Origin of the sequence: Marinicrinis lubricantis (assembly GCF_042658665.1) — a bacterium.
Classification (GTDB): Bacteria; Bacillota; Bacilli; order Paenibacillales; family KCTC-33676; genus Marinicrinis; species Marinicrinis lubricantis.
This window is the reverse complement of the sequence record NZ_JBHSQV010000186.1, coordinates 1-25,643: the sequence shown is the minus strand read 5'-3', so window position 1 is coordinate 25,643 and position 25,643 is coordinate 1. Positions and strand designations below refer to the sequence as shown.

The window sequence follows — 25,643 nt, the reverse complement described above, 5'->3', positions numbered from 1 at the left end:
TGAATTGAAAAACCTGACCGGAGGATGATTATGGTCGTTTCTTCTAAAAAAGGCCATGTTTCAAAGAGGAGCTTCCTCGAACGGGTCGCTAGAATGTATTATATTCTTGGATATAATCAGCAGGAAATCTCCGAACAGCTTGATGTAGGGCGCTCATCCGTCGCTAGATTTCTCAGTGAGGCGAGAGAAGAAGGCATCGTGCAATTTCGAATTTCTTCCGATCTCGAAAGCTGGAGATGTGCATCGCTTGAATCGGAGATTCTAAAGACGTCTCATCTTAAGGACTGTGTCGTTTTACGCTCTGACGACCGTTCGGGCTATTCTTTTGAAACGTTGGCAAGCACATACTTAAATTCCGTGCTTCCCACCCACGGAGCAGTTGGCTTGGGCTGGGGCAGAACGCTTTATTCGATCGGAACCCAGATGCATCTGTGCGACCCTCGCCCGGATGTAAAGCTCATTCAATTATCAGGCGGATTAGGTGCTAAAGAAGAGCTCGTTCCTGCAACCTCCGTAATCCAGCAGTGGTCACGGGCGCTTCATGGCAAATCGTTATTTTTGCCTGCACCGGCTGTAGTCTCTACGCTCGAAAGCAAAAATCGTTTTCTGGACGACCCGAGCATCTTAGAGATTATCGAGGAAGCCAAGCAGGTGAATGCGGCCGTTGTCGGGATCGGGCATACAGGCACAGACGCCACGATCATCTCTGCCAATCTCGCCCCAGACCTTCACGACGAGCTGGCATCTTCTCGGCTGGCAGGCGATATTACGTTTCATTTTTATGATCAAAATGGCCACTTTGCTTGTGAACAGCTGAGCGAACGCGTCATTGGCATAACCCCAGCCGATTTCCTGCGCATTGAGCTTAGAATCGGAATCGCACATGGATTGGAGAAGGCTCGTGCCATCAGAGCTGCGGTACATGGCCGCCTAGTAAATATCCTCATTACGACGGAAGAAACCGCCAAAGAGCTTCTAGCCTCGGATTAAAAAATGAATCAACGAAGAATGGGGCTGTCTCAAAAGGTAGATATTTTCTACTCAAATGAGACCGCCCCATTCTGATCTGTCGATTATTCTAGGTTGGCATGTCTGCCGAACATGGTTACATTTTCTATTCCTTTTCGCTCCATATATTTAAGGATCACTGCATCATAGAACAGCAGCAGCGTCTGTTCGAATAAAGAAGCCATCGGCTGGATCGTATGATATTCGTTTTGCTCTTGGTCCTTAGGTGATCCTGGCAGCTTTACTATCACATCAGCGAAGCTTCCAATCCTCGATTCCGGAAAGATCGTGACGAGTGCGACCTTTCCTCCAATCTGCTTTGCCTTTTCAGCCATTCCTACCAAGCTCTTCGTTTCACCTGATCCAGAGCCGATAACAAGAAGATCCCCCTGCTCCAAGCCCGGTGTAACCGTCTCTCCAACAACATATGCATCATGACCCATGTGCATCATCCGCATCGCAAACGATTTCCCCATAAAACCTGAGCGTCCTGCTCCGGCTACAAATACCTTACGTGCTTGAAGCAGCTGCTCTACAAATTCATCCGCCTCTTCATTGTTCACGAAGGAAATGGAACGCTGCAGCTCTTCTAATATCGTCGCAGCATACTTTACCGTTTCCATATATATTACCCTTGCTTTACAAGCCGCTGCATTTCAGCTGCAACCGTTTTTTTATCCTGCTGGCCGGTAATTCCGCCGCCGACAATTACTAGATCCGGCTTCGCTTGAACAACCTCTGGCAGTGTTGCTAGCTTGATGCCGCCCGCTACCGCGGTTTTAGCGTTTTTTACAACCTGCTTAATAACTTGCAGCTGCTCAAAAGGACTTTCTCCCTCCGCCTGCAGGTCATATCCCGTGTGAACACAAATGTAATCTACGCCTAGCGCATCGATTTCCTGTGCGCGTTTTTCAAGATCTTTCACATTAATCATATCCACCAAAATTTTGGAGCCGTGCTTCTTCGCTTCCTCGACAGCTCCTATAATCGTGGCATCATCTGTTGCACCCAATACCGTTACAATATCGGCTCCGGCTTCCGAAGCTTTCATGACCTCATAGCCGCCTGCATCCATAATTTTCAAATCGGCCAGCACCTTAAGTGCAGGGAACTCCTCTTTGATTTCTTTGACCGCTCTCAGCCCTTCATTAATTACGACCGGTGTTCCGATTTCCACAATGTCAATATATTCTTGTACCTCAGCAACCACTTGTTTCGCTTCAGGGATATTCACAAGATCCAATGCTAGCTGCAATTCCATTTCAACTTCACTCCTGTCATGGTATTCGATCGATCTATACACAGCATAACAGCGATAAAACAATCGTGTAAGTACGCACTTTAAGCACATATAGTCACTTTAAAATCACTATACACACATTAAAAACACCTATGGCGGGAAAGTATACTGTACACCTTTTTCTTAATTATAGTGCCAAAAAGTATACTGTGTGGTAACATTAAAACACGAGGTGATGCAGAAATGGGTAGATTTGATGAGAAAACATTTAACTGTGAAAAAGAGCTGACCCTTCATGTTATCGGCGGAAAGTGGAAAATGCTGATCATGTGGCATCTTGGCAAAGAAGGCACCAAGCGCTTTAACGAATTGCGTTCACTCATTCCTGGCATTACACAGCGTATGCTCGTCAATCAGCTTAGAGAGCTGGAGGAAGATTTGATTATTCACCGCGAGGTGTATCCTGTCGTTCCTCCGAAGGTAGAATATTCATTAACTGAGCACGGCCAAAGCTTAATGCCGATTCTCGAATCAATGTACCAATGGGGTATGAATTATAAAGAGAACGTATTGAAAAAACAAGAGCTGATCGTCAAGTGATCAACAACTCATGTTGAAGCATTACGATGAATGAGTTAAAAGACAGCGGGCTCAAAGCTCGCTGTCTTTTTGTCGTAGCTTGGCATTCCACTTGTGGAGGAAATCTCCCTCGTTTAGACTAAGCATTAGATGAATGAAAGCATAACGGTTCAGTTTTTCATACAGGAGGTATCCCTTTGTTTAAAGTAATGATCGTAGAGGATGATGCGAAAATTAGGAGCATCGTAGCGGATACGCTGCGCAAATGGCAGTATGACGTGGTCGAAATCGATCAGTTCGATCAGATCACGGCCCTCTTCGAGAAGCATCTCCCGCACCTCGTGCTGCTAGATATCAATTTGCCAATATTCGATGGATTCTACTGGTGCCAGCACATTCGCGCCATTTCGAAGGTGCCTATTCTATTTCTTTCTTCCCGCAATCAAAATATGGACATCATCATGGCCATGAATATGGGCGGGGACGACTTCGTACAGAAGCCATTCGATCTGGATGTGCTCGTCGCAAAGGTGAATGCGCTGCTTCGGCGCAACTATACGTATCAGGAGGAACAGCTGCAGCTTTCTCATCGCCAGCTTGTGCTGAACTTGTCTAATTCCACGGTGCAGTATGGGAATCAAGCCACGGAGCTGTCGCGCAATGAGTTCATTATTCTGCAGGTGATGATGCGCCATATCGGCAAAATCGTCTCCCGAGAAGAACTAATGCAGGCGCTGTGGAACGACGATCAATTCATCGATGACAACACCTTGACGGTGAACGTCAATCGGCTGCGCCGTAAAATTGCGATGCTGGGACTTGAAGAGTTCATCGCAACGCGAAAAGGAATGGGGTATATGATCGAATGACCTTTTGGCGATTTTTGAAGTATGAGAAGCCCTATCTGCTTTTGACTGCGGCTCAATTGCTGGTCATGAGTATGGTGTTTTACTTTGATCCCCGAATGTCGTGGCAGTGGGATTCCTTTTTGTACGCATTCGCGCTGTCCTCCCTGCTTCTTGGAGCATTTTTCATTTACCGATATATGCGAAGCAGTCAGGCCATCCGGCGCATGCACGAGGAGGACACAACAAACCTGTCCCTTGAGGCGGAAGCCTACAGACTCGCCATGGAGCAGATGGAAAAACAGCATATCCGCACCATGAACCTCATTCACGAGAAACAAAATGAATATTATAACTTTATCGTTACTTGGTTCCACGAAATCAAGACACCTATTGCGGTTTTGCGGCTGATTCAGAAAACGGAAGCCAACGCTCAAAGCATAGATGAAGAAATTACACGTATTGAACATTACGTCGATCAAGCGCTCTACTATGCGAAGCTGGACAGCTTTAATCAAGATTACAGCATCGTCTCCTGCGATCTTGAACGTCTGATGAAAAACGTAGTCAAGCAGCATTCCAAGACGTTCTTTTCCAAGAACATTCGTGTCGTACTGCACACGGAGCCGATCTCAGTGCAGAGTGATTCGAAATGGCTGCAGTTCATCATCAATCAGCTGCTCACCAACAGCTTGAAATATACGGAATCCGGCGGAGAAATTACGATTCAGACACGTATGGCAGCCAAAGAAAAGCAGCTCATCATTCGGGATGGCGGCATCGGCATCGAGCCGCAGGACCTTCCCCGCATTTTCAATCTCGGGTTTACCGGCACGAATGGCCGGATTTTCACGAAATCGACAGGGATGGGGTTGTATTTGGCACAAGAGCTTTCCAAGAAGCTCGGACATTATATTACCTGTTCCTCCGTATCAGGCACGGGAAGCTTCACCGAGATGACGATCCACTTCCCGAATCATGACGATCCATTCTTGAGTACGTTAAAAGACACAGACCGCCCAACTTAGCTTAGGCGATCTGTGCCTTTTGAACTCATTCACTGTTTTGATGAGCAATTTTATAATACAGATTGGCTGAGGACAAATAGAACAGCAGGTAGACTACGAAATAAATTGCAATCGTCCCCCACAACAGCTGTACCATCTCCGGAAAATCCTGCAGCGTATCGAGAATATAATATTTAATAATCAATCCGCTGTGCAGTATGCCGAGCAGCAGCGGCGGTGCGAAGACGAACAGCAGCTTCTTGCAAATCACACTCTTCAGCTGACGCTGATGAATGCCCAGCTTTCTGAGGATGGTAAACTGCCGCTGCTCTTCCGTCGCCTCCCGCAGCTGTTTGAAGTAGATCACGCTGGCCAGCGCGAACAGTGCGATCAAGGCGAGAAATCCACCCGCGAACAGCATCAGGGAAGAGCTCTCGATCTGTTTGGAATAGACGTCGGCAAACGAAGAATAGTATGCTCCTGACTTCCGCATCAATACGGCATGAACTTCCCTCGACAGCGCTTCGGCATGCTTGGCGCCTTCGATTTGATATATTTCGAAGTTCGTGATCTGTGCCCTACTCCGCACCGACTCATACAGCGGATCTGCTACAACCAGCACCGCCGGCTTCTTCTGCATCGACTTTTCGGGGTCCGTCGACCATCCGAGGAGCGCGAAATCCTTCATCTCCGTCAAACGCAGTGTGGTTTCTCCAGCGTTCACCTTAAAATCAAACTGCTCCGATAGAGCATACTTCTTCGACAGATCCGTTCCTTGAGACAAGGATACCGCCTCATTCCCCTCCAGCTCGACCTTCTCCTGATCGTCACCGCGAAGTGAAATCAGGGCGTTGTATGTTTGCTGCGGCACGAGCAGCACATCTTCAGTGAAATATTCCGGATGATCAAAGGCAGCGCTCATATCCGTGGCAGGCTGGGTCCATGCAGCCTCTATCGTCTCATGATATTGGATGGGATGATTGGAGCTTTTGATCATCTCATCGATTTGTTCATTGATTTCTGAACCGAGCGACTCAAATGCGATATGGTTCGGTACATTTTTGCCTACGGCATCGAACTGCACCTTATAGTTAATGGCAACAAAGCTGAAGAACAATATGATGAGTGCGCCGAACAGCGATATAAAGGTTAAATTGAGTGTGTTGCTCCGCACTTGAAACCGCAGTGAAGACGTCCAAAGCACCGTATTGCCTTCATAATATGCCGGGCGTCGGCCGATAAATTGCAGCAGCCAACCGACGAACTGACGAAAGAACAAGTAGGTTCCTCCGATGATTCCAATCGTGACAGCGATCATGCTGACCACAGCATAATCGTCCCAGAATACCGTGCCTCTTCCCCTGCTGATGAGGAAAACGGCCATTCCCAGCAAGATGACGGCAAACCAAGCGGACCATGTGGACGGCTTAAACGGCTTCTCCATTTTCTCCTTGGCATGGAACAGCTCTACCAGCTGCACGCGTCTGACCATTACTCCGCTTTGGCAGGTAATGATGACCGCAAGCACCAAGAAGAGCAGGACGGTCGTACCGATCGCTCCCAGCGGAAATGACAATGAAATCGTCTGATCGTACTGCATCAGCTTCATCAGCAGCATCCCGAACAGCTTGGACAGAAGACCTCCCAGCAATATACCTGTAACCAATGACACCGCGCCGAGCATCAGGGTTTCATATAACACCATCAGGGTAACCTGCTTCTCACTCAGCCCCAGCAGCAAATACATGCCGAATTCCTTTTTTCGCTTCCGCATAAAGAATGAATTCGCATACAGGATAAAAAAGATAATGAACAGGAAAACGGCGATCGATGCAATCAAGACGCCGGCTTGAAAGTTTTCCCGATTAGACAGCGCATCCAGAATATCCTGGTTAAACATGAGCGAAGAAAACGTAAAGTGGATGATGACGCCTAGAATCATCGCAATAAGATAGATCGTATACAGCCGAAAATTGCGGATGACGTTTCGTTTCGTCCATTCAAACAAATTCATCGCTGCCTGCCTCCCATCAAGCTCTGCGTCTCCAAAATGCGGTCATAGAAGGCTTTTTGGCTCATCCCGCCAGCATAGAGCTCATTCACAATGACACCATCACGCAGGAAGATGACTCTTCTGCAGTAGCTCGCCGCGTAAATATCGTGCGTAACCATTAAAATCGTCGCCTCAAATACATCATTCAAACCTACGAACTGCTCCAGCAGCTGGGTTGCCGATCTGGAATCGAGCGCCCCTGTCGGTTCGTCCGCAAAGACGATGGATGGATTTGTGATGAGAGCTCTTGCGGATGCGGTACGCTGCTTTTGGCCGCCCGAGATCTCGCTCGGATATTTGGACAGAAGAGCTTCGATGCCGAGCGTTTCCGCAATAGGACGGAGCCGGCTCTCCATTTCTTGTGTGGGACACTTGCGCAGGGAAAGCGGCAGCAGGATATTCTCCTTCACGGTAAGGGTGTCCAGCAGATTATAGTCTTGGAAGATGAACCCCATATGCTCCTGTCGAAACTGTCGCAGCTGGTTCTTATTCAAATCCAGTAACGATTGCCCCTTGAGCCATACTTCACCGCCGGACAAGCGATCGATGGTCGACAGAACGTTCATTAATGTGGATTTTCCCGAACCGGAAGGACCCATAATCGCCGTGAATTCTCCAGCTGTAATCGTTAAGTCGATATTTCTTAGTACTTGTGTTTTGCCATAGTTTTTCGTTAAATTTTTCGTTTGAATGACAGCAGTCATCGTTTACCCTCCTTCATGTTCCTGCTACATACTTTATAACGGTTTCGGCATATCGAACCATCGATGTAACATAAAGGGAGGTGACGATTTTGTCACTTTTGAGAGGACATGCGTGCTTAAAGCAAGCTCTGAAAGGAATGGCGGATCACATCACCACGGCTGATGATCCCAACCAATACGCCGCTCCGCTCCACCGGCAGCTTTTTAATTTGCCGATTGCCTAAGATGGCAGCCACGTTCTCAATCTTCTCATCCACCTCGACCTTAATCACTTTTTTCTTGGCAATGGTCATGACGTTTAAGTCCAATACTCTTTTGACCCGTTCCTCGTAATCCTCATCATTCGCTTTAAAAAATCCAATATAATAAACCGAGTCAAAGAAAAGATCCTTTTGCTTGCCAATATAGCGCATGATGTCCCCGTCACTGATATAGGCGACAATTTCGTTTCGGTCATTCACGACGGGTACCCCGCTAATGCGATGCTCCATGAATCTCTCGATCACTGCTCGAACGGTATCATTCTCCTTCACTTTATACACCGGACTAATCATAATGTCCTGCGCCCTCATCGACATCTCCCCCTCGAAACGGCTTTCATTCCCATGTATGTATTTTATGAAGCAACTCCCCCAAATGGGTCTGATTCCATTAACTCTATTTTATCATAGGGAGCTTGGAGAGCTGTCATATTTCTCACACCTCGGCATGTGATGAGGAGCCGGTATGCAGCGGACGAGAAGTATCAGTCGATAAGCCCGATGCCGCAAATTTCAAATCGTTTACAAAATGTTTCATCAACACCGGTCTGCGGCGTACGGCTAAGGGATGATAAGAAAAGGCGATCGGAATGCCTTCGAATTCGAGCCATTTCCCGCGGCGATTCTTCACTTCCTCTTCCTGGGCAATCAGCGCCTGGATCACCACATTGCCTAGACCCAACAGCAGCTTGGGCTTCTGCTCTTCAAGCTGCGCCTTTAAATGCCCAAGACAAGCCTCCCTGGCATGGGGCTTATCATATTTGCGAACCGGACGACGCTTCACAAGGTAGCTGACGTATATTTCATCCAAGGCCACCCCCGCTTCCCTTAAGCCAAGCTGCAATGTCTGCCTTGTCCCGCAAACGAAGGCGGCTCCTTCGCGGTCCTCTCTTGCACCCGGATTATCCATAATGACGAATATCGGTGCATCCGGATTGCCCTCTCCCCAAATGAATCGTCCATGCTGCTCCGCAAGGCCGCACTGATCACAATTCAGCGCTTCACGCGGCGGAGAATCTTCCTTCAAAATCATCGGCTTCCAATCTTCCATCATCCATGTCCCCCTCGTCTTCATTCGGATATACATATCCGTCTTAGATTCTCCTCACTTCCATCTCCTCTATTCCGCTTCCAGCTCTCATGTGGGAGCGGAGCGAGCGCAAACCTAGGATTGCTGATCCTGGAGTAAAAGAGTTTTACATACCCAGTGGTTTACAATACTATCCAACTGTATTAATATATGTTTGCAAACGTTTGCGAAATCATTGGGGGAACTTACATATCAAACTGTCATTAGACCATGAGCGCATTATTCTGCGCTCCCCTGAGTTGTAGATCCTTCAATTTCCGCTTTAAACGCTTTACCGCGCAGGCGGGGTGCTTACCGAATAATGGAACCTGACCTGGGCAACCTAACAGTTGCGAAGGATCACATTTTCTTCAGGGAGGACGTCTATGCAATGGTATGAGAAGCTGAATAATTATTTCCCCGAGCATGAAATGAAGGACCCTGGGCAGCTGCAAGCTCTGCTGGAGGCTTCGCCTTATTACCATAAGGAAGAAACCGAAGACTATCTCATTCTATATGCGGAGTTTCCGAGCTTTCTTTTTATCGATTATTTGCTGGTTACCTCACAGAACCGCGGTAAGGGCATCGGCTCTAAGCTGCTCGATCGTTTTAAGCAAAAGGGAAAAATGATTCTTCTCGAAGCGGAACCAGCGGATGCGGAAGATCAAGATACCGTCAAACGGATGAACTTTTACCTCAAAAACGGCTTCAAAAAAGCCGACCGTATTATGTATACACGCGAAGACGGCGACGGCGAAACGTTCGAAATGAATATATTGTATTGGCAGCCTTATGAAGAGGATCAGTCCATTGTCATGGAGAAGATGAAGAAGGCCTGCAGCGAAATCCACAATTTCCATTCCCACAAATATTACGGCAGGACGCTTGCAGACCCGAAGAAGGCGCTGGAATGGAAGCATTAGCAGCAAAACGAATATGAATGTATCAATAAACCCCGAACCATATCGGTTTGGGGCCTTTCGTATTGAATCAATTACTTACTGTGCATGAGCTGCTTCGCCAGCTCCTTATTTCGTTCCTTAAACAGCTCATTGTGCGACGAAACCATGCCCCACTGATTGGCATCCGGCTCTATAAATTTCTTCGCCTTGTTCACCGCGTTCGCCGCATCCTGAAATGCGCCGGCAATCAGATGAACCTTGCCATCATGCCAGAGAATATCCCCTGCGGCATACAGACCGGGTATCGACGATTCACTGTTCGCATTACCTGCGACATAGAAGCCATCCTTCATTTCAATCGGCAGCGAGCTGCTCTCCAGCAGTGCAGAATCACGTTCATAGCCATGGTTGATCACGACTTCGTCTACAGGGAGCGTCGTAACCTCCCCTGTCTCATGATTCGTCAGCTGCACTCGCTCGATGACGTCTTGACCCGGACCCGCCATCAGCTTCGTGATCGTCGTATTTAGGAAGCAAACCGCCGAGCTGTTCATCAGCTGCTTCACCTGCGCCTCATGCCCGGAAAGCGCATCCTTCCGATACGTCAAATAAATCTGCTTAGCGAACGGCAGCAGTTCATTGGCCCAATCGACCGCAGAATTGCCCCCGCCGGAAATGATTACCGTCTTATCCTTGAAGCGCTGCAGCGACTTCACCGTATAGTGCAGATTGCTGACTTCGAATTTCTCCGCACCTTCGATTTCCAGCTTTTGCGGCTTCAGAATGCCGCTGCCTACTGCAACAATGACCGTTTTCGAGTAATGCTGTTCGCCGGATGCAGCCTGCAATATGAAGTGACCGTCCTCACCACGCGAGATCGATTCGATTTTCTCATTTAAAACGACAGTAGGATTAAAGGTCAAGCCCTGCTCAACAAGGTGCTCGATTAGTTTGGCTCCGGGCGTCGGCTTCAGTCCGCCAACATCCCATATCATTTTCTCCGGATACACATGGATCTTGCCGCCTAAATACGGCTGAAATTCAATCAGCTTTGTTTTCATTTCGCGTAACCCGCTATAGAATGCGGAATACAGCCCCGCCGGTCCACCGCCAATAATCGTAACATCATACAACTGCTGAGCATCCACTTCTCTTTCACTCCTATCCGAACACATAAATGATTATCATTCTCAATTAACTATACGTCATAATTTACATTTTTACAACCGCTTAAGTATGGAATAAACTATTGACACTGACGTGAATTCGAATTATATTTGAAACGTGATGAAACTGATAATCATTATCATTGAAATATGAATGACCTTTCCATACTTTTGAAACGGAGGTTGTAGAATGGTCCGACTCTATACGGAACACTTAAAAGTGGGCTACGGCGAACGCCCTATTGTTAAAGATTTAAGTGTACACATACCCGACAAGCAAATCACAGCCATTATCGGTTCGAACGGCTGCGGCAAGTCCACGCTGCTGAAAGCGATCACTCGTATTATTCCCCATCAATCCGGTTCCGTCATTCTGGACGGCGGACAGATCGCAAAGGAAAACACAAAGAAGCTTGCGAAAAAAATGGCCATTCTGCCGCAAACACCCGAAAGTGCAAGCGGTTTAACGGTCGGAGAGCTGGTATCGTACGGCAGATTTCCATACCAATCCGGTTTTGGCCGCTTAACGAAGAAGGATTTAGAGGTTATCGATTGGGCGCTCGAGGTGACCGGTACAATCGACTTTAAACACCGTCCGGTCGATGCTTTATCCGGCGGACAGCGTCAGCGCGTCTGGATCGCCATGGCCCTGGCGCAGGAGACCGACATGATTTTTCTTGATGAGCCGACCACTTACTTAGATATGGCACACCAGCTTGAGGTATTGGAGCTTCTGCAAAAACTCAACGCCGATCAGCAGCGCACGATTGTTATGGTGCTCCACGATTTGAACCATGCGGCTCGGTTTGCCGATTATATGATTGCCATGAAAGACGGAAGCATCGTCAAAGCTGGCACCTGTCATGAAGTGATGACGCATGACGTATTGAAAGCTGTATTCCACATCGATGCTGAGATCGGACGCGATCCTCGGACAAACAAACCCATGTGTATTACGTACCACTTACTGAAAAAAGGAGAATCCTCTCATGAAGAAATGGTTGACCCTGTTTATACTGGCGTCGCTGCTAGTTATTAGCGCATGCGGCGGCAACAATAAAGCTGAATCAAATGCATCAAACAGCTCCTCCGCAGGAGAAAATACTTCGAATGCATCGGATACGATTACGTACCAGTCAGAAAATGGGCCGATTGAGGTGCCTGCCAATCCGCAGCGCGTTTTGGTGCTGTCTTCCTTCGCAGGCAACGTCATGGCACTAGATGTGAATCTTGTCGGTGTAGACTCTTGGTCCAAAAATAATCCTCGCTTCCAAGAGCAGTTGAAGGGTGTTGAGGAAGTAACGGATGAGGATCTGGAGAAAATCATTGAACTCGAACCCGACTTAATTATCGGCCTATCCAACATTAAAAATGTCGATAAGCTCAAAGAGATCGCGCCTACCGTGACCTATACATACGGTAAGGTGGATTATTTGACGCAGCATCTAGAAATCGGCAAGCTGCTGAACAAGGAGAAGGAAGCTCAAGCATGGGTCGATGACTTTAAGCAGCGTACACAGGAAGCTGGGGAAGCGATCCGAGCCAAAATCGGCGAAGATGCTACCGTCACCGTCGTTGAAAACTTCGATAAACAGCTGTATGTCTTTGGTGATAACTGGGGCCGAGGAACAGAAATTCTGTACCAGGAAATGAAATTGAACATGCCCGACAAAGTGAAAGAAATGGCTCTTGCAGACGGCTATTATGCTCTATCTGCCGAAGTGCTTCCTGACTTCGTCGGCGACTACCTCATCTTCAGCAAATACCCGGAAACGGATTTTTCTTTCCTAGAAACGGACACATATAACAACATGCCTGCTGTGAAAAACAACCAAGTATTTGAAGTCGATGCAAGGGAATTTTACTTCAATGATCCGCTGACGCTGGACTATCAGCTGGAATTTTTCAAAGAAAGCTTTCTTGGCAAGGAGTAGGATGTAAGAGAGGAGTGCCGGGCAAGCACTCCTCTTCTCCTTTAATCTGAGAGAAAAATGTGAGGTTAATGATGAAATCGACTCTTCATCCGGTCCCCTTCATCCTCAAATTGATTGTTGGGATCGCAGTTTGTATATTGATGTTTATCGTGGCCATGATATTTGGCGCGGCGGATATCAGCATCAAAGATATATGGCTGGCGCTTGTGACAGACACCAAGGGCGACGATATCTCCATTATCCGAGATCTCCGGCTGCCTCGGGAAGCCGCCGCCATGGTCGTAGGCGCAGCGCTAGCTGTTGCCGGAGCGGTCATGCAGGGAATGACTCGCAATCCGCTGGCCGATCCCAGCCTGCTTGGCCTGACTTCCGGTGCAAATGCCGCACTCGCGGTTGCGATGGTCTGGATTCCTTCCCTGCAATACTTCGGTCTCATGATCGCCTGCTTCATCGGGGCGGCGGTCGGGGCGGCGGTCGTTATTGGAATCAGCGCTGTGAAGAAAGGCGGCTTCTCCCCTCTGCGCATCGTACTGGCCGGTGCAGCGGTTTCCGCGTTACTTCAGGCGATTTCCGAAGGAATCGGTCTTGTTTATAAAATTTCAAAGGATGTATCCATGTGGACCGCAGGGGGACTGATCGGCACTTCGTGGAACCAGCTTCAGGTCATCACCCCCTTCATCGCTTGCGGTTTACTCATTGCTCTGCTGCTCTCCAGGCAGCTCACGATCCTAAGCCTCAATGAAGAGGTGGCGGTCGGCCTAGGGCAGAAGACGATGGTCGTGAAATCGCTGCTGTTCATCGCCACGATTGTGCTTGCCGGCGCCGCAGTTGCGCTCGCTGGTAATATGGCCTTCATCGGGCTGATGATTCCGCATATCGTCCGAGCTTTCGCAGGGACCGATTATCGGCAGATCATTCCGCTGTCCGCCTTTTTCGGCGCTTCTTTTATGCTGCTGGCCGACACGATCGGCCGTACGATCCAAGCGCCATATGAGACGCCTGTCGCAGCCATCGTATCGATACTGGGACTGCCCTTCTTCCTGTTTATCGTGCGGAAAGGGGGTAAATCATACGAATGATCTTCCAAGCGATGATTCGAAAGCAGCGCATCGTATGCGGTCTGCTGCTTCTGCTTATATTGTTGACCATAGTCATCGGCATGGGACTTGGCTACGCCTCCCTTTCCTATGACCGGCTCATCCCTACCTTACTGGGACAAGGCACGTTCAAAGAAGAATTCGTCCTATTCTCGGTCCGTCTGCCGCGCGCAATCATTACGCTCCTTGCGGGTATGGCCTTAGCTTTATCTGGGGCGATTCTGCAAAGCATGACCCGCAATGATTTGGCCGATCCCGGGATTATCGGTATCAATTCCGGCGCAGGCGTGATGGTCGCCGTGTTCTACTTATTCTTCCCGATTGAGGCCGGATCGTTCGTCTACATGCTGCCACTCATTGCTTTCGGCGGGGCATTCTTAACCGCATGTCTGATTTACATATCCTCTCACCAGAGAGGGATCGGGCTGCAGCCCGTTCGGCTCGTCCTCGTGGGAGTCGGCTTTTCTCTCGCATTGTCCGGCGCAATGATCATCTTGATTTCGTCCGCCGAGCGCGAGAAAGTGGACTTCATTGCGAGGTGGTTGGCCGGAAACATATGGGGCGACGACTGGCCGTTCATCTGGGCTCTGCTGCCTTGGCTCGCCATCTTTATCCCGCTTACGCTATATCGTGCCAATCGGCTCAATATACTCAGCCTGAGCGAACCGTCGGCGATCGGCGTTGGCATATCGCTGAACAAAGAGCGGGTTATCTCTCTCGTGTGTGCTGTAGCGCTTGCGGCTTCCGCCGTGTCCGTTACCGGCGGCATCTCGTTCGTCGGTCTCATGGCGCCGCATCTCGCCAAAGCGCTGGTCGGACCGCGCAATCAGCTCGCGCTGCCCACGGCTGCGCTGATTGGCGGCTGGCTGCTGCTGCTGGCCGACACGATCGGCCGCAACATTACAGATCCCAGCCTGCCGGCTGGGATCGTGGTCGCCTTCATTGGCGCGCCGTATTTTATTTTCCTGCTGCTGCGAAAATAAGAAAAACTCCTTTCGGAGCGTTTAGAGAAAAAGCGGACTCCCAGGCTTGCACAATAAACGGCTCGTCAGCATCCCCATCCCGTTCCAGGGAAAGTTTTTATCGTGAATAAAATAGCTTAGCCGCTAGAATCTTGACGAATGCAGACATTTTGCGGGTAAAAAAAGAGCGCTCATCTCCATGGAGCGCTCTTCATCGTTTCATCACCATCAAAGAATATCCGTCTTCCTCCGCCTGCCCCGCTTAGCAAGCCGAAAAATCAATCCCAACAGCCCCCCTGCCACACTCGGCAGAAGCCAACCCACGCCCAAGTCAAACATAGGAAGGTGTGCATAAAGCTTCGAAACAGCATCGATTTCAATGCCGGCCATCATCAGCCCATCGACCACACTCACCAGCCCTGCGCCAATCATCGCGCCAATATAAACTGAGCTCGCTACGGGGATGACCGCATGCAGCAAAGCAAGCGCAATCAGCACAATCGTGATCGGGTAGATCGCAATCAAGACCGGCAGCGAGACCGATATCAACTGATCTAGCCCCAGATTCGCCATCAAGAAACTGAACAGACACAATACCGCAATAATCCACGGGTATGGAACCTTCTTCAGACGCAGCGCGAGAAACTCCCCGCATGCGGAGACCAGACCGATCGATGTCGTTAAGCATGCAAGCGTGACGACAACAGCCAAAATGGCGCTTCCCAGCCCTCCGAACAATTGCGAGGTCACGGCCGTTAAAATATCGCCGCCGTTTTCCTGCAAGCCGACACCGCTAACGCTGGTAGCTCCCATATACGCTAAAGCGATATAGACGAACGAAAGCCCAATGCCCGCGATGATGCCAGCCTTAATCGTATATTTTCGAATATCTGTCGGTTCCGTAATCCCCTTTTCTTGAATCCGGTAAATGATGACGATCCCGAACGCAAGCGCTCCGATCGCATCCATCGTCAAAAAACCCTCAAGAAATCCATCGATAAAAGCACCCGATTCATATTTTTCCGTTGCCTCACCAATGTCCCCAATCGGTGCAGCAAAGCTTCGAATCGCCATCATCAGAATGAACAGAAACAAGATCGGGGTTAATACTTTGCCTACACGATCAACCAGTTTTGCTGGATGCAGCGCCATCCAAAACGTGACAGAAAAAAAGACAAGCGTCGATAGAAGCAACCCGATCCTGTCTTCCCCCGATAGAAACGGAACGACGCCGATTTCATACGCGACGGTTCCCGTGCGGGGAATACCGAAAAACGGCCCAATCGACAAGTAGACGACAAACGGGAAGACCAAAGCGAATATCGGATGCACTCTTTTAAAAAGGGTGTCAAAATGTCCTCCCGCCTGTGCAATCGCAATGACGGCAAGCAGCGGCAAACCTACACCGGTAAGCAAAAAGCCAACAACAGCAGCTACGATCGTGTCACCTGCCTGTTGGCCCAATAAAGGCGGAAAAATCAAATTTCCCGCTCCTAAAAATAAGGCAAACATAAAAAAGCCCAAAGCAGACACTTCTTTAAGTGGTAATTTTCGTTTCATGGTTGTCCTCTCATCGCCGCATCAAGCCATCTCAAAACGATTAACCAACGTGGTACATCATTCTAGCTGCGGTTATCTATAATTTTTGCTGCCTTACATTATACTATTCCACTCGCTCAGCGCCAAGTCAGAATAAGCAGAAGATTGTAGCAATTTGTCGGAATAACCCGTATCCCAGGATCTCCAGACAGGAAAATTCCATCGTATTTGTCATAACACTTGACACGATGATAACGTCTGCTATACATTTAATTCAATAATATCCAACGTTGGTTATTTCAAAGCTGCTTATATCGTAAAAGGAGAATTCCTATGCCGAATCTCATCATTTTGGCACTGCTGCGCGACCGTCCAATGCACGGTTACGAAATCCAGCAAATCATTCAAACGAGCCGTATGGATGTCTGGGCGAACCTCCTGTCCGGTTCCATCTACTATGCATTAAACAAAATGGAGCAGGACGGACTCATCCGTACCAACAGCGAGGAGCGCACCGGGGCAAGACTTCGCAAGATTTATGCGATTACAGACAAGGGCAAGGACATGTTCCGCGATCTCGTCAGGGAATCGCTGCTGGTGCCCCCCCATTCCGTTAAGTCCGATTTTGCGGTTGGTTTGAACTGGATTGATGCTGTACCAAAGGAAGAAGCACTGGCCTTACTGCAGCAAAACCTACAGCAAACGGAGCAAACACTGCAGCAATGGCTGAGCGGGAAACAGATCAAAGGGAAATTCGGTTTAACTCCGCTGGCAGAAGCCTCCTTTGACAACGCCATTGCCATTTTAGAGCAGGACATCAAATACATTAGGCGGGTCATGGAATTGATTGAAGCTTAAATCGCCATTCTTCATCGGCGAATTTTCTTTGCTCAATTAACCAATCTTGGATATACAATATTGTATAAGGAGTTGTTGCTCATGCAGCCCGTTATTCAGGCAAAAGGATTAGTGAAGCGCTACGGCCGCCGGACTGCTGTAAACCGGTTGGATTTGACAGTCGAGAGAGGTGAGGTGTTAGCCGTGATCGGACCGAACGGCGCCGGTAAATCCACAACGCTCGATCTGCTTCTTGGCTTGAAGAAGCCGGACGAGGGAACGGTCACTTATTGGAGCAGTGATCCATATCGTCACATTGGCGTACAGCTGCAGTCCACCCCATTTTTTTATGGCTTTACAGCTTTGGAGAACCTGCGAATGTTCGCTGCCTTCTATGGTCTGCGGCTGAAGGACTCGGTGCTGCTCTCCTATCTTGATCAATGCGGGCTGCGAGAGACCGCGCAAACGAAGGCCGATCGACTATCTGGCGGGCAACAAAAGAGGCTTGCCATCGCCATGACGCTGATGCATCATCCGGAGCTTATTTTCCTGGACGAACCAACAGCTGCTCTCGATCCAAGGGCAAGACGCGAGATACGCAGCCTCATCCGCTCGCTCTCGTCAAAGGGAACTACCATTGTTTTTACTACACACGATATGGAGGAGGTCCATAAGCTGGCCACCCGCATCATCATGATTGTCGACGGAATCATCCAGGCTGCAGGTACACCTGAACAGCTGATCGCAGCATATGGTGTAGATTCCTTAGAAGAGCTGTATATTCACCTGACAGAAGCAGACAACGAACATTCGAGGAGGGGATCCCGATGACAATCATTATGCGAACGATGCTTGTAGGAATGCTGAGAGAATCCCACACTGTGATCTTGACGATCCTATTTCCCGTGGCCATGCTTATAGGTCTCGGTCTATACTTCGACAATCCGGATTACTCCGAGAGGCTCGTTGTCGGTGTATTGGCGCTCAACGTTTTATTCGGTGCATCGATGGTGACCGCGTTTCACGTGATGGCGCATCGCAATCGCGGAATCTACAAGCTGCTCCGTGTAACGCCATTCTCCACAGCCGCCTTCATCTGCTCTATGACTTGTGCTAGAGCCGTGCTAACCCTGCTCGTCAGCTGCTGCGTTCTCCTCACGGGCGCTTTCGTCTTTAACGTCACCGTAAGCTTGACCAGCATCGCCCTCCTGCTTTTCATCCTCCTTGTCGGGACGATATGCTTTACGGCCATCGGATTCATTGCCGCCAACCTGTCAAAGGACGAAAGCAATGTCAACATGATCTCCAACCTGATCTGCTTTCCGATGCTGTTTACGAGCGAGGCGTTTTACAGTATGAAGAATGCCCCAGATGGGCTTCAAGCCTTTGCCCACATGCAGCCGTTCTACTATTTGGTGAAAGCTATGTCTGCTGCGGTCAGTTCGCATGGATCACCGCTAGATCTTTGGAGCCCTGCCACCGCATTGGCCGGTTTTGCGGGTTTATGTCTCATTCTTGCCTCCGTTACTTTCCGGTGGGATCCCGTTGAAAGCCCAGCTAGAGGTACACGAAGGTTTATCGGTAAGCTGCATTAAGCCAATCTGTGCTTTCACTATCGCCAGCCCTTCATGACTCCATATCCATTTAGACACGAGGCTGATATAATAACAGATACGCAAACTGCAAACTGCCATGAAAGCAGATAACAGTAAATTCGCACAGATTTACCTGTTAGATGACCGCACGATAAGACAGGAACAATAATTACACCTTTGATACGATGAATGTGAAGGAGGGAAAGCGAATGGAATGGCTGCAGCGAATGAAGGATGCCTTGGATTATATCGAGGGCCATCTAGAGGACCACATTCAGATGGGGGACATCGCCAAATCTGCATATTCCTCACCGTACCATTTTCAGCGTATGTTTTATATGGTGACCGGCATGACCGTTCATGAATATATCCGCAAACGGAGGCTGACGCTGGCTGCTCAGGAACTAGCACTGGCTCGGGTAAAGGTCGTTGATGTCGCAATCAAGTACGGCTATGACTCACCTGAATCCTTCTCCAAGGCGTTTCGGAAAGCGCATGGCATTTCCCCGTCGGCAGTACGGCAAGGCGGAGTCAATCTGAAAGCCTTTCCCCGCATTACCTTCCATTTATCATTGAAGGGAGATCAGGAAATGGATTACAAAGTAGTGGAAAAGCAGCCATTTACGATGGTCGGCAAGGCTCTTAAAGTATCTATGACTGCGGAGGGGGAGCACAATAAAGAAATACCTAAGTTTTGGAGCAAATCTCATCAGGACGGAACAATAGATTTGCTGATCTCCATCGCCGCAGACGGCAACGTTTATGGAGTCTGTGCCGAATTTGAAGAGGAAGAGGATCAGTTCACTTACCTCATTGCCGTTACGGCCGATGCCAATTCGATAAGCACTGAACAAGGACTCGTGGTCAAGGAAATTCCCGCTGCGACTTGGGCCGTGTTTCCATGCATCGGTGCAATGCCGGACGCGATTCAAAAACTGAGCATGAGAATCTTCAGCGAGTGGTTCCCTTCGACGGGGTATGAACATGCTCCCATCCCCAACATGGAAGTCTATCCTCCAGGAGACTCTTCTTCCGCGGACTACCGCACTGAAGTATGGATACCCATTGTTAAAAAATAGCTTCTTCACCCTATTCATTTTAAACTCCCTCCTGCCATTACATGGTGTGGAGGGAGTTTCATTTCATCTGGAGAACTAATTCTCACCACGCCCCATTATGTAATGTTATATAACATAAGTATTGACTAAACTCTCGATCGAACAATATAATGTTAACTAATATTACATAAATTCATGGATTGGAGGAGGAACGATGTCAAACAAAAATCGATTCTTCAATGTGAAAAACTTCGCAGCAGCTATTTTTACCATTTCTCTCATCGCAGCTGCCGTCCCAGCATCTGCTGCAGAGCCCGTGGTTCCTATTCTTCAGCCTGCGTCTTCGGATCGCATCGAAGGAGAATACTATGTGCAGTCCACTGTAGATAACGTAACATGGGGTTCGCTGCCTAATCGTGACAGCAAGCCAATCATGAGCGTTCCTTCCGGCAGCACAGTCACCTTCGATACCGTATCCCACGAGGGGCTGCTTGAGGATCAAGGACGTGATCCAGAAGCATACTTCGGCTTGCACGGCGTTAGTTCCGAACAAGTACTGGAGGATGCGAAGGCGATTGCAGCATCTGACATTGTTCACGATTTCGATGCGGATGGACCGCATGTCGTCACAGGTCCAATTGTCATCGAAGGAGCAGCTCCTGGAGATATACTGAAGGTAGAGGTACTTTCCTTGACACCACGTGTTCCTTACGGTGTCATTTCGAACCGGCATTATAAAGGGGCGCTCCCTGAGGAATTCCCGGAGAACGATGGCCGCAAGGAAGGCGCCAGCGCGGAAAACCCTGAGCTGTACGGCAATGTTTCTAAATTCACGCCGGTTGAAGAAATCAATGGTAAACTGTACGGCGTGCTGCCGATTGAGCAAGGCGGTCATGTCCGCTTTCCTATCGAGCCTTTCATGGGACTCATGGGCGTAGCGCCAAATACGAGTGAAAAAGTCAGCTCTGTACCCCCGATCGAAACAGGAGGCAATATTGATATTAACGAATTAGGAATTGGCTCGACGCTGTATTTGCCTATTGAGGTGGCTGGTGCTCTGTTCTACACCGGTGACCCTCACTTTGCCCAAGGAGATGGCGAAGTCGCATTGACAGCCATGGAAGCGTCGCTTCGCGCAACGTTCCGGTTGACAGTACTCAAGCCAGGTGATCCTTCCATTCCACGTAAAGGCGAATTTACACAGCCATTCGCGGAAACCGAAGATTATTGGATCCCGATCGGCCTCGATCCGGATTTAGACGAAGCGATGAAGGAGGCCGTGCGGGAAGCCATCAGCTTCTTAAACGAAAAGCTTGGCATGGACCGCGCGACAGCTTATGCTTACATGAGCGCAGCAACCGATTATGAAGTATCCCAAGTCGTCGATAAGACCAAAGGGATTCACGCCCTCATCGAAAAAAGACATTTCATCGACAACCTGAAGCTGTCCGTATCTGTAAACGGATCGCCGCTCGCATCAGAGATTGCAAACGATGAATTTTACGTTCCGCTTCGCGACATCGCTGAGACGCTCGGCTACGAAGTGAAATGGGATTCCATCAAGCAGGCAGCCGTGGTGCTGAAGGGAGAATCCTCGGTCACAATAGCCATCCTAGAACCGATGTATGAAATCGACGGTAAACTGATTTACGGCAGCGGCAGCGCGGTGCTGAAGAACGGAACGACGACGATGATTCCGATCAAGATGATACCAGACCTGCTCGGTGCCAAGGTCAACTGGACGACCATCGAAAATACGCTTCAAGCGAACATCACGGATTTATCCAAGTAAATATGTTAAGAAACCTGCACGTATATCAAATCCCCTATCGTTCCATGTTCGCCTTCTGCTTCATTGCAGGAGGCGATTTCTGTTCATTCCTGTTTGATGACACTTGCTATTGCTGAAATCAATACGCAGCTACGATTAATCACACTGGACGATTCGCTGCTACTTCTTTTTCTCCTTCTCCTTCTGAGCCGCCTGCTCGAGACGTCGAAAGCGACGTAAATCCCTTTTTCGGATCGGCAGCGGCTCCTTCTTCAGGAGCTGCAATATGGCAACGATCAGGAGCAGCAGAAGAACCGTGAAAGGAAGTGCCGAGATAAGCGAAGCCGTCTGCAGTGCCTCCAATCCTCCTGAGTAGAGCAGTACGGCGGCAATCGCCGACATCAACACCCCCCATACGATCTTCACCAGCAGCGGAGGATCGATATCTCCTTTCGTCGTCATACTCGCCAAAATATATGTTGCCGAATCGGCCGAAGTCACTAAAAACGTGAAGATAAGCAGCAGCGACAGCACTGACAGCAGCGTAGTTAGCGGCAGATGATGATACGTCTCGAACAGAGCTGCTGTCAGATCCGCATGCACAGCTTCCGCAATACCGGTGCCTCGGTTAAGATCATTCCAAAGCGCCGTTCCTCCGAAAGTCGCGATCCATAGGCAGGCAATCGCCGGAGGAATCACCATGACGCCCAAAATAAACTCTCTGATCGTCCGTCCCCTTGAGACCCTCGCTACGAATGCACCGACGAACGGAGACCAAGCGATAGCCCAGGCCCAGTAAAAGATCGTCCAATCGCGAATCCAAGTCCCGCCCTTGTAAGGGGTGAGCCGCAGGCTGTATTGAACGAAATTCGTAATATAGTCCCCAACGGCCAGCGTAAACGTCTCCAGAATAAACACAGTCGGGCCCGTAACAAATACGAACAGCAGCAATCCGATAGCGAGTCCCATGTTCAAATTGCTCAAATAACGTATTCCCTTGTCCAAGCCCGTCGTCGATGACAGCATATAGGTTATAAAAATAATCGCGATGAGCAGCAGCTGAATGGCAAATGAATTCGTCATGCCAAATACAATATTCAGCCCGCCGTTCATCTGAAGAATCCCTAGTCCCAGTGACGTTGCAATTCCCATGACCGTGGCGACCACAGCTAGAATGTCCACCGTCGATTTTACTGCAGGCTTACTGCCGGTAACGGGTTCCAACGCTGTTGAGACCAGCCCGTTCTTCTGCTTGCGAAACTGTAGGAAGCCGATGACTAGACCGACGATCGCAAAAACAGACCATTGGCTGACCCCCCAATGGAAGAAAGCATATCCCATGGCGATGCGCGCCGCTTCCTCTGTTTCCGGTTCTACACCAGCGAAAGGGGTGGTATAAAAATGACTCATCGGTTCGGCAACACCCCAGAACACGAGTCCTGCACCGAATCCCGCGGAGAACAGCATCCCGATCCAAGTGATGAACGGGAATTCCGGACGCTCGTCTTCACCGCCCAGCCGAATACCACCGAACTTGCTGACAGCAAGAAGGATCAAGAACAAGATCAAAAAGAAAACAGCCAGCAGATAAAACCAACCAAAATTGTCCGTAGTGAAATCGAACAACAGTCCTGCAATGTCTCCAAACTTCTGCGGAACGATCGCACCGAGCACGACCAACAGCAAAATAATGGCCGCTGAAATTGAAAATACTGGATTGTTCCAAAACTTCTTTTCCATCATAAGCCCCTTATGAGAAAGATTTCATGTTTCCTAGAAGTATTCCATGATCACCTCAAAATCATGTATGGCGGTTTCTGTTTTGTGCTGGAACATGCAAAAAAAGGACGACTCCTTTCCATCACTGCGTAGAGGATGTGTACTGTGTAACCCATCCGTTCTTCCCCGCAGGTTGGTGTCTTTTTATACGACGCCTTCGTTCTATAATACAGAGGCAGCACCTGCCGTCGAACCCTCGCAATAGATCAGCTGCATCCTCTATATGCAATACCTTATTGAATGATAGGGTTATCGCTTGATCGCCAGTCCATCGTTTTTGGTATATGATGAAATGAGAGAATGAAACAAGCACAAAGTGTGGTGTAAACGATTGTTCAAAATATTACTGATCGAAGACGATACGACGTTATTTCAAGAAATCAAGGAGCGGCTCTCCGGTTGGTCGTATGATGTTTATGGCATTACCGACTTTGGTGCGGTGATGCAGCAGTTTACGGCGATTAAGCCCGAGCTCGTCATTATCGATATTCAGCTGCCGAAATTCGATGGTTTTCACTGGTGCCGGATGATTCGCACCCATTCCAATGTGCCGATTATCTTCCTTTCATCACGGGATCATCCAACCGATATGGTGATGTCCATGCAGCTTGGCGCGGATGACTTTGTACAAAAGCCGTTTCACTTCGACGTGCTCATTGCCAAGATTCAGGCCATTCTGCGGCGCGTATACAACTATAATACTGAGGTCACGACGCTCAAAACATGGTGCGGGGCCACGATCGATTATGAAACGAGCAAGGTGGTCCATAAAAGCGGCACGGTAGAGCTGACGAAAAACGAGATGTATATTCTCAAGCTGCTCATCGAACGAAAAAATAAAATCGTCTCGAGAGATGAAATCATCCAGCGGCTCTGGGATGACAAGCGGTTCATCAGTGACAATACGCTTACAGTCAACGTCAACCGGCTGCGTAAAAAGCTGGACGAAATCGGCTTAGGACAGTCTATCGAAACGAAGGTCGGTCAAGGCTATATGGCGATCGAAGAGGAAGGCTTATATGATTCTTAAATTTATGATCGAACGGCTCAGCTGGATTGTGATCGTCGCCGTTGTGCACGGCTTAACCGTCCTGATTGCCTACCTGGACACGAGCATCCCGCTTCGGCCCATCTTGTATATCACGTTTTTATCTTTCATCATTTTTGTTCTGTTTTTAATCGTTCGCTATCAACGAGAAACCCGGTTTTATAAAAGCTTGGGAAACTGGGAGCACAACCTTGATATCACTCAGGTCGCCGATCCTCGCAGTCCGTTCGAACAGATCGTATCGGAAAGCATGCTTGGCCAGACCAAACGACTCAAAACGGAGCTCACGCAAAATCAAGTCCAGCTGGAGCAGGAAAAGGACGAGCTGCTGTCATGGATACATGAAGTCAAGACACCGCTCACCGCCATGCGGCTTATCATCGACCGGCTGGAGGATGCAGCGGTGAAGAACCAGCTCATCTACGAGTGGCTGCGGATTCACCTCCTGCTGGATCAGCAGCTTCATCAAAAACGCATTCCCTTCATGGAGAATGACCTCTATATTGAAAAGATCGAACTCGAAGAGCTGATCTATCAGGAGATAAAAACATTGCAGTCCTGGTGCATGCAGAAGGGCATTGGTTTTGACGTGGAGCTGAAAATCACCGAGGTGCTCAGTGACGCCAAATGGCTCGGCTTCATCCTTCGCCAGCTGCTGACCAATGCGGTGAAGTACAGCGAAGCATCGGACATTGTCATTCGATCCGAACTTCATGAAGATCGAGTACAGCTAGCGGTTACAGATTTCGGACGCGGTATGGATGCCAAGGACCTGCCGCGAATTTTTGACAAAGGCTTTACATCCACTATGAATCATCAAGATCATGCCGCTACGGGGATGGGACTGTATTTGGCCAAAAAAGCAGCTCGGCCGCTGTTGATCCACATTGAGGTGGAATCGAAAACAGGTGAAGGTTCGACGTTCTATCTCACGTTTCCTAAACGGAATGAATTCGTGAATATTACAGGTGGTTTGGGAAGTTAGTTTATATGGCGCAGAATGGATATGGAACATGTATTATTACGACTCCTGCATATCCAGCATGAACGCTGACTTTTTTGCAAATCATAACCACCCGTCCAACGGGTGGTTTGCTCTGGGGGTATAACCCCCTGTTGCCAAACTGCGCCTAAAGACGCTAGCCTGACAATAAAATTGTTCAGGCTCAGTGTAATTTGTCGCTTTCACT

25 protein-coding genes are annotated in these 25,643 nt (G+C 48.9%); 16 read left to right on the top strand and 9 right to left on the bottom strand.

The window, feature by feature from the left end; translation table 11 throughout:
- The first annotated feature begins 30 nt into the window (after positions 1–30).
- Positions 31–990 carry a sugar-binding transcriptional regulator gene (locus ACFPXP_RS21350; RefSeq protein WP_379896491.1) on the top strand — a complete coding sequence of 320 codons (960 nt, stop codon included), beginning with the start codon at positions 31–33 and terminating at the stop codon, positions 988–990.
- Positions 991–1,073: 83 nt separating this feature from the next.
- Here ACFPXP_RS21350 and hxlB read toward each other — a convergent pair whose 3' ends face one another.
- The gene (hxlB, locus tag ACFPXP_RS21345; RefSeq protein ID WP_379896490.1) at positions 1,074–1,631 is read right to left on the bottom strand and encodes a 6-phospho-3-hexuloisomerase; all 558 of its coding nucleotides are present in this window, start codon (positions 1,629–1,631) and stop codon (positions 1,074–1,076) included.
- Between the two features lie 5 nt (positions 1,632–1,636).
- Positions 1,637–2,269 carry a 3-hexulose-6-phosphate synthase gene (gene hxlA, locus ACFPXP_RS21340; protein ID WP_379896489.1) on the bottom strand — a complete coding sequence of 211 codons (633 nt, stop codon included), beginning with the start codon at positions 2,267–2,269 and terminating at the stop codon, positions 1,637–1,639.
- A 222-nt stretch (positions 2,270–2,491) separates the two neighbouring features.
- Between hxlA and ACFPXP_RS21335 the strand changes: the two genes are divergently transcribed.
- From ACFPXP_RS21335 to ACFPXP_RS21325, 3 genes are all read left to right on the top strand, one after another.
- Positions 2,492–2,848 carry a winged helix-turn-helix transcriptional regulator gene (locus ACFPXP_RS21335; protein ID WP_379896488.1) on the top strand — a complete coding sequence of 119 codons (357 nt, stop codon included), beginning with the start codon at positions 2,492–2,494 and terminating at the stop codon, positions 2,846–2,848.
- Positions 2,849–3,036: 188 nt separating this feature from the next.
- Positions 3,037–3,696 (top strand): response regulator transcription factor, encoded by a 660-nt coding sequence (locus tag ACFPXP_RS21330; RefSeq protein ID WP_379896643.1) that lies wholly within the window; start codon positions 3,037–3,039, stop codon positions 3,694–3,696.
- Entirely contained in the window at positions 3,693–4,700 is a 1,008-nt protein-coding gene (locus ACFPXP_RS21325) for a sensor histidine kinase (RefSeq protein WP_379896487.1), read from the top strand. The genes ACFPXP_RS21330 and ACFPXP_RS21325 overlap by 4 nt, the downstream gene beginning before the upstream one ends.
- A gap of 25 nt (positions 4,701–4,725) precedes the next feature.
- Here the strand turns inward: ACFPXP_RS21325 and ACFPXP_RS21320 are convergent, their stop codons facing one another.
- From ACFPXP_RS21320 to ACFPXP_RS21305, 4 genes are all read right to left on the bottom strand, one after another.
- Positions 4,726–6,693, bottom strand: a complete 1,968-nt coding sequence (locus tag ACFPXP_RS21320; protein ID WP_379896485.1) for an ABC transporter permease — start codon at positions 6,691–6,693, stop codon at positions 4,726–4,728.
- Complete coding sequence (locus ACFPXP_RS21315) at positions 6,690–7,436, bottom strand: ABC transporter ATP-binding protein (protein ID WP_379896484.1); 747 nt, start codon at positions 7,434–7,436, stop codon at positions 6,690–6,692. Before ACFPXP_RS21315 ends, ACFPXP_RS21320 begins: the two co-directional genes overlap by 4 nt.
- Before the next feature lie 116 nt (positions 7,437–7,552).
- Positions 7,553–8,008 (bottom strand): CBS domain-containing protein, encoded by a 456-nt coding sequence (locus tag ACFPXP_RS21310; RefSeq protein ID WP_379896483.1) that lies wholly within the window; start codon positions 8,006–8,008, stop codon positions 7,553–7,555.
- Between the two features lie 124 nt (positions 8,009–8,132).
- Positions 8,133–8,750, bottom strand: coding sequence for a uracil-DNA glycosylase (locus ACFPXP_RS21305; RefSeq protein WP_379896481.1), 618 nt, complete (start codon positions 8,748–8,750; stop codon positions 8,133–8,135).
- 401 nt (positions 8,751–9,151) lie between these two features.
- On the opposite strand from ACFPXP_RS21305, the gene ACFPXP_RS21300 reads away from it, so the two are divergent.
- Positions 9,152–9,688: a GNAT family N-acetyltransferase gene (locus ACFPXP_RS21300; protein WP_379896479.1), complete on the top strand. Its 537-nt coding sequence runs from the start codon at positions 9,152–9,154 to the stop codon at positions 9,686–9,688.
- A gap of 71 nt (positions 9,689–9,759) precedes the next feature.
- Here the strand turns inward: ACFPXP_RS21300 and ACFPXP_RS21295 are convergent, their stop codons facing one another.
- A complete protein-coding gene (locus ACFPXP_RS21295; protein ID WP_379896478.1) occupies positions 9,760–10,842 on the bottom strand; it encodes an NAD(P)/FAD-dependent oxidoreductase in 1,083 nt (360 codons plus the stop codon).
- 181 nt (positions 10,843–11,023) lie between these two features.
- On the opposite strand from ACFPXP_RS21295, the gene ACFPXP_RS21290 reads away from it, so the two are divergent.
- The 4 genes from ACFPXP_RS21290 to ACFPXP_RS21275 all read left to right on the top strand — a co-directional run bounded on the left by ACFPXP_RS21290 (position 11,024) and on the right by ACFPXP_RS21275 (position 14,847).
- Positions 11,024–11,872, top strand: coding sequence for an ABC transporter ATP-binding protein (locus ACFPXP_RS21290; RefSeq protein WP_379896477.1), 849 nt, complete (start codon positions 11,024–11,026; stop codon positions 11,870–11,872).
- On the top strand, positions 11,823–12,767 hold the full coding sequence (locus ACFPXP_RS21285; RefSeq protein ID WP_379896476.1) for an iron-hydroxamate ABC transporter substrate-binding protein: 945 nt from the start codon (positions 11,823–11,825) through the stop codon (positions 12,765–12,767). Before ACFPXP_RS21290 ends, ACFPXP_RS21285 begins: the two co-directional genes overlap by 50 nt.
- Positions 12,768–12,835: 68 nt before the next feature.
- The gene (locus ACFPXP_RS21280; protein ID WP_379896475.1) at positions 12,836–13,846 is read left to right on the top strand and encodes a FecCD family ABC transporter permease; all 1,011 of its coding nucleotides are present in this window, start codon (positions 12,836–12,838) and stop codon (positions 13,844–13,846) included.
- Positions 13,843–14,847, top strand: a complete 1,005-nt coding sequence (locus tag ACFPXP_RS21275; RefSeq protein WP_379896474.1) for a FecCD family ABC transporter permease — start codon at positions 13,843–13,845, stop codon at positions 14,845–14,847. The genes ACFPXP_RS21280 and ACFPXP_RS21275 overlap by 4 nt, the downstream gene beginning before the upstream one ends.
- Before the next feature lie 207 nt (positions 14,848–15,054).
- Here the strand turns inward: ACFPXP_RS21275 and brnQ are convergent, their stop codons facing one another.
- Positions 15,055–16,386 (bottom strand): branched-chain amino acid transport system II carrier protein, encoded by a 1,332-nt coding sequence (brnQ, locus tag ACFPXP_RS21270; RefSeq protein ID WP_379896473.1) that lies wholly within the window; start codon positions 16,384–16,386, stop codon positions 15,055–15,057.
- Positions 16,387–16,698: 312 nt separating this feature from the next.
- On the opposite strand from brnQ, the gene ACFPXP_RS21265 reads away from it, so the two are divergent.
- The 5 genes from ACFPXP_RS21265 (at position 16,699) to ACFPXP_RS21245 (ending at position 21,647) form a co-directional block, all read left to right on the top strand.
- A complete protein-coding gene (locus ACFPXP_RS21265) occupies positions 16,699–17,223 on the top strand; it encodes a PadR family transcriptional regulator (protein ID WP_379896472.1) in 525 nt (174 codons plus the stop codon).
- An 81-nt stretch (positions 17,224–17,304) separates the two neighbouring features.
- Positions 17,305–18,033, top strand: a complete 729-nt coding sequence (locus ACFPXP_RS21260; RefSeq protein ID WP_379896471.1) for an ABC transporter ATP-binding protein — start codon at positions 17,305–17,307, stop codon at positions 18,031–18,033.
- Entirely contained in the window at positions 18,030–18,797 is a 768-nt protein-coding gene (locus ACFPXP_RS21255) for an ABC transporter permease (RefSeq protein WP_379896470.1), read from the top strand. Before ACFPXP_RS21260 ends, ACFPXP_RS21255 begins: the two co-directional genes overlap by 4 nt.
- A 209-nt stretch (positions 18,798–19,006) precedes the next feature.
- Entirely contained in the window at positions 19,007–19,876 is an 870-nt protein-coding gene (locus tag ACFPXP_RS21250) for an AraC family transcriptional regulator (RefSeq protein ID WP_379896469.1), read from the top strand.
- 193 nt (positions 19,877–20,069) lie between these two features.
- Positions 20,070–21,647, top strand: coding sequence for an acetamidase/formamidase family protein (locus ACFPXP_RS21245; protein WP_379896468.1), 1,578 nt, complete (start codon positions 20,070–20,072; stop codon positions 21,645–21,647).
- A gap of 159 nt (positions 21,648–21,806) precedes the next feature.
- Here ACFPXP_RS21245 and ACFPXP_RS21240 read toward each other — a convergent pair whose 3' ends face one another.
- Positions 21,807–23,366, bottom strand: coding sequence for a BCCT family transporter (locus ACFPXP_RS21240; RefSeq protein WP_379896642.1), 1,560 nt, complete (start codon positions 23,364–23,366; stop codon positions 21,807–21,809).
- 370 nt (positions 23,367–23,736) lie between these two features.
- Here ACFPXP_RS21240 and ACFPXP_RS21235 point away from each other — a divergent pair, with 370 nt between their 5' ends.
- Both ACFPXP_RS21235 and ACFPXP_RS21230 read left to right on the top strand, forming a co-directional pair.
- Entirely contained in the window at positions 23,737–24,435 is a 699-nt protein-coding gene (locus ACFPXP_RS21235; protein WP_379896467.1) for a response regulator transcription factor, read from the top strand.
- Positions 24,425–25,438: a sensor histidine kinase gene (locus ACFPXP_RS21230; RefSeq protein ID WP_379896466.1), complete on the top strand. Its 1,014-nt coding sequence runs from the start codon at positions 24,425–24,427 to the stop codon at positions 25,436–25,438. The genes ACFPXP_RS21235 and ACFPXP_RS21230 overlap by 11 nt, the downstream gene beginning before the upstream one ends.
- The last annotated feature ends 205 nt before the right edge of the window (positions 25,439–25,643 follow it).

Coding starts and splice junctions, on each gene's coding strand:
- ACFPXP_RS21230 (WP_379896466.1), top strand. CDS start 24,425: ATGATTCTTAAATTTATGATCGAACGGCTCAGCTGGATTGTGATCGTC.
- ACFPXP_RS21285 (WP_379896476.1), top strand. CDS start 11,823: ATGAAGAAATGGTTGACCCTGTTTATACTGGCGTCGCTGCTAGTTATT.
- ACFPXP_RS21325 (WP_379896487.1), top strand. CDS start 3,693: ATGACCTTTTGGCGATTTTTGAAGTATGAGAAGCCCTATCTGCTTTTG.
- ACFPXP_RS21310 (WP_379896483.1), bottom strand. CDS start 8,008: ATGAGGGCGCAGGACATTATGATTAGTCCGGTGTATAAAGTGAAGGAG.
- hxlA (WP_379896489.1), bottom strand. CDS start 2,269: ATGGAATTGCAGCTAGCATTGGATCTTGTGAATATCCCTGAAGCGAAA.
- ACFPXP_RS21265 (WP_379896472.1), top strand. CDS start 16,699: ATGCCGAATCTCATCATTTTGGCACTGCTGCGCGACCGTCCAATGCAC.
- ACFPXP_RS21280 (WP_379896475.1), top strand. CDS start 12,836: ATGATGAAATCGACTCTTCATCCGGTCCCCTTCATCCTCAAATTGATT.
- ACFPXP_RS21335 (WP_379896488.1), top strand. CDS start 2,492: ATGGGTAGATTTGATGAGAAAACATTTAACTGTGAAAAAGAGCTGACC.
- ACFPXP_RS21245 (WP_379896468.1), top strand. CDS start 20,070: ATGTCAAACAAAAATCGATTCTTCAATGTGAAAAACTTCGCAGCAGCT.
- ACFPXP_RS21255 (WP_379896470.1), top strand. CDS start 18,030: ATGACAATCATTATGCGAACGATGCTTGTAGGAATGCTGAGAGAATCC.
- ACFPXP_RS21240 (WP_379896642.1), bottom strand. CDS start 23,366: ATGGAAAAGAAGTTTTGGAACAATCCAGTATTTTCAATTTCAGCGGCC.
- ACFPXP_RS21350 (WP_379896491.1), top strand. CDS start 31: ATGGTCGTTTCTTCTAAAAAAGGCCATGTTTCAAAGAGGAGCTTCCTC.
- ACFPXP_RS21250 (WP_379896469.1), top strand. CDS start 19,007: ATGGAATGGCTGCAGCGAATGAAGGATGCCTTGGATTATATCGAGGGC.
- ACFPXP_RS21300 (WP_379896479.1), top strand. CDS start 9,152: ATGCAATGGTATGAGAAGCTGAATAATTATTTCCCCGAGCATGAAATG.
- brnQ (WP_379896473.1), bottom strand. CDS start 16,386: ATGAAACGAAAATTACCACTTAAAGAAGTGTCTGCTTTGGGCTTTTTT.
- ACFPXP_RS21290 (WP_379896477.1), top strand. CDS start 11,024: ATGGTCCGACTCTATACGGAACACTTAAAAGTGGGCTACGGCGAACGC.
- ACFPXP_RS21305 (WP_379896481.1), bottom strand. CDS start 8,750: ATGATGGAAGATTGGAAGCCGATGATTTTGAAGGAAGATTCTCCGCCG.
- ACFPXP_RS21330 (WP_379896643.1), top strand. CDS start 3,037: ATGATCGTAGAGGATGATGCGAAAATTAGGAGCATCGTAGCGGATACG.
- ACFPXP_RS21320 (WP_379896485.1), bottom strand. CDS start 6,693: ATGAATTTGTTTGAATGGACGAAACGAAACGTCATCCGCAATTTTCGG.
- ACFPXP_RS21295 (WP_379896478.1), bottom strand. CDS start 10,842: ATGTGTTCGGATAGGAGTGAAAGAGAAGTGGATGCTCAGCAGTTGTAT.
- ACFPXP_RS21275 (WP_379896474.1), top strand. CDS start 13,843: ATGATCTTCCAAGCGATGATTCGAAAGCAGCGCATCGTATGCGGTCTG.
- hxlB (WP_379896490.1), bottom strand. CDS start 1,631: ATGGAAACGGTAAAGTATGCTGCGACGATATTAGAAGAGCTGCAGCGT.
- ACFPXP_RS21315 (WP_379896484.1), bottom strand. CDS start 7,436: ATGACTGCTGTCATTCAAACGAAAAATTTAACGAAAAACTATGGCAAA.
- ACFPXP_RS21260 (WP_379896471.1), top strand. CDS start 17,305: ATGCAGCCCGTTATTCAGGCAAAAGGATTAGTGAAGCGCTACGGCCGC.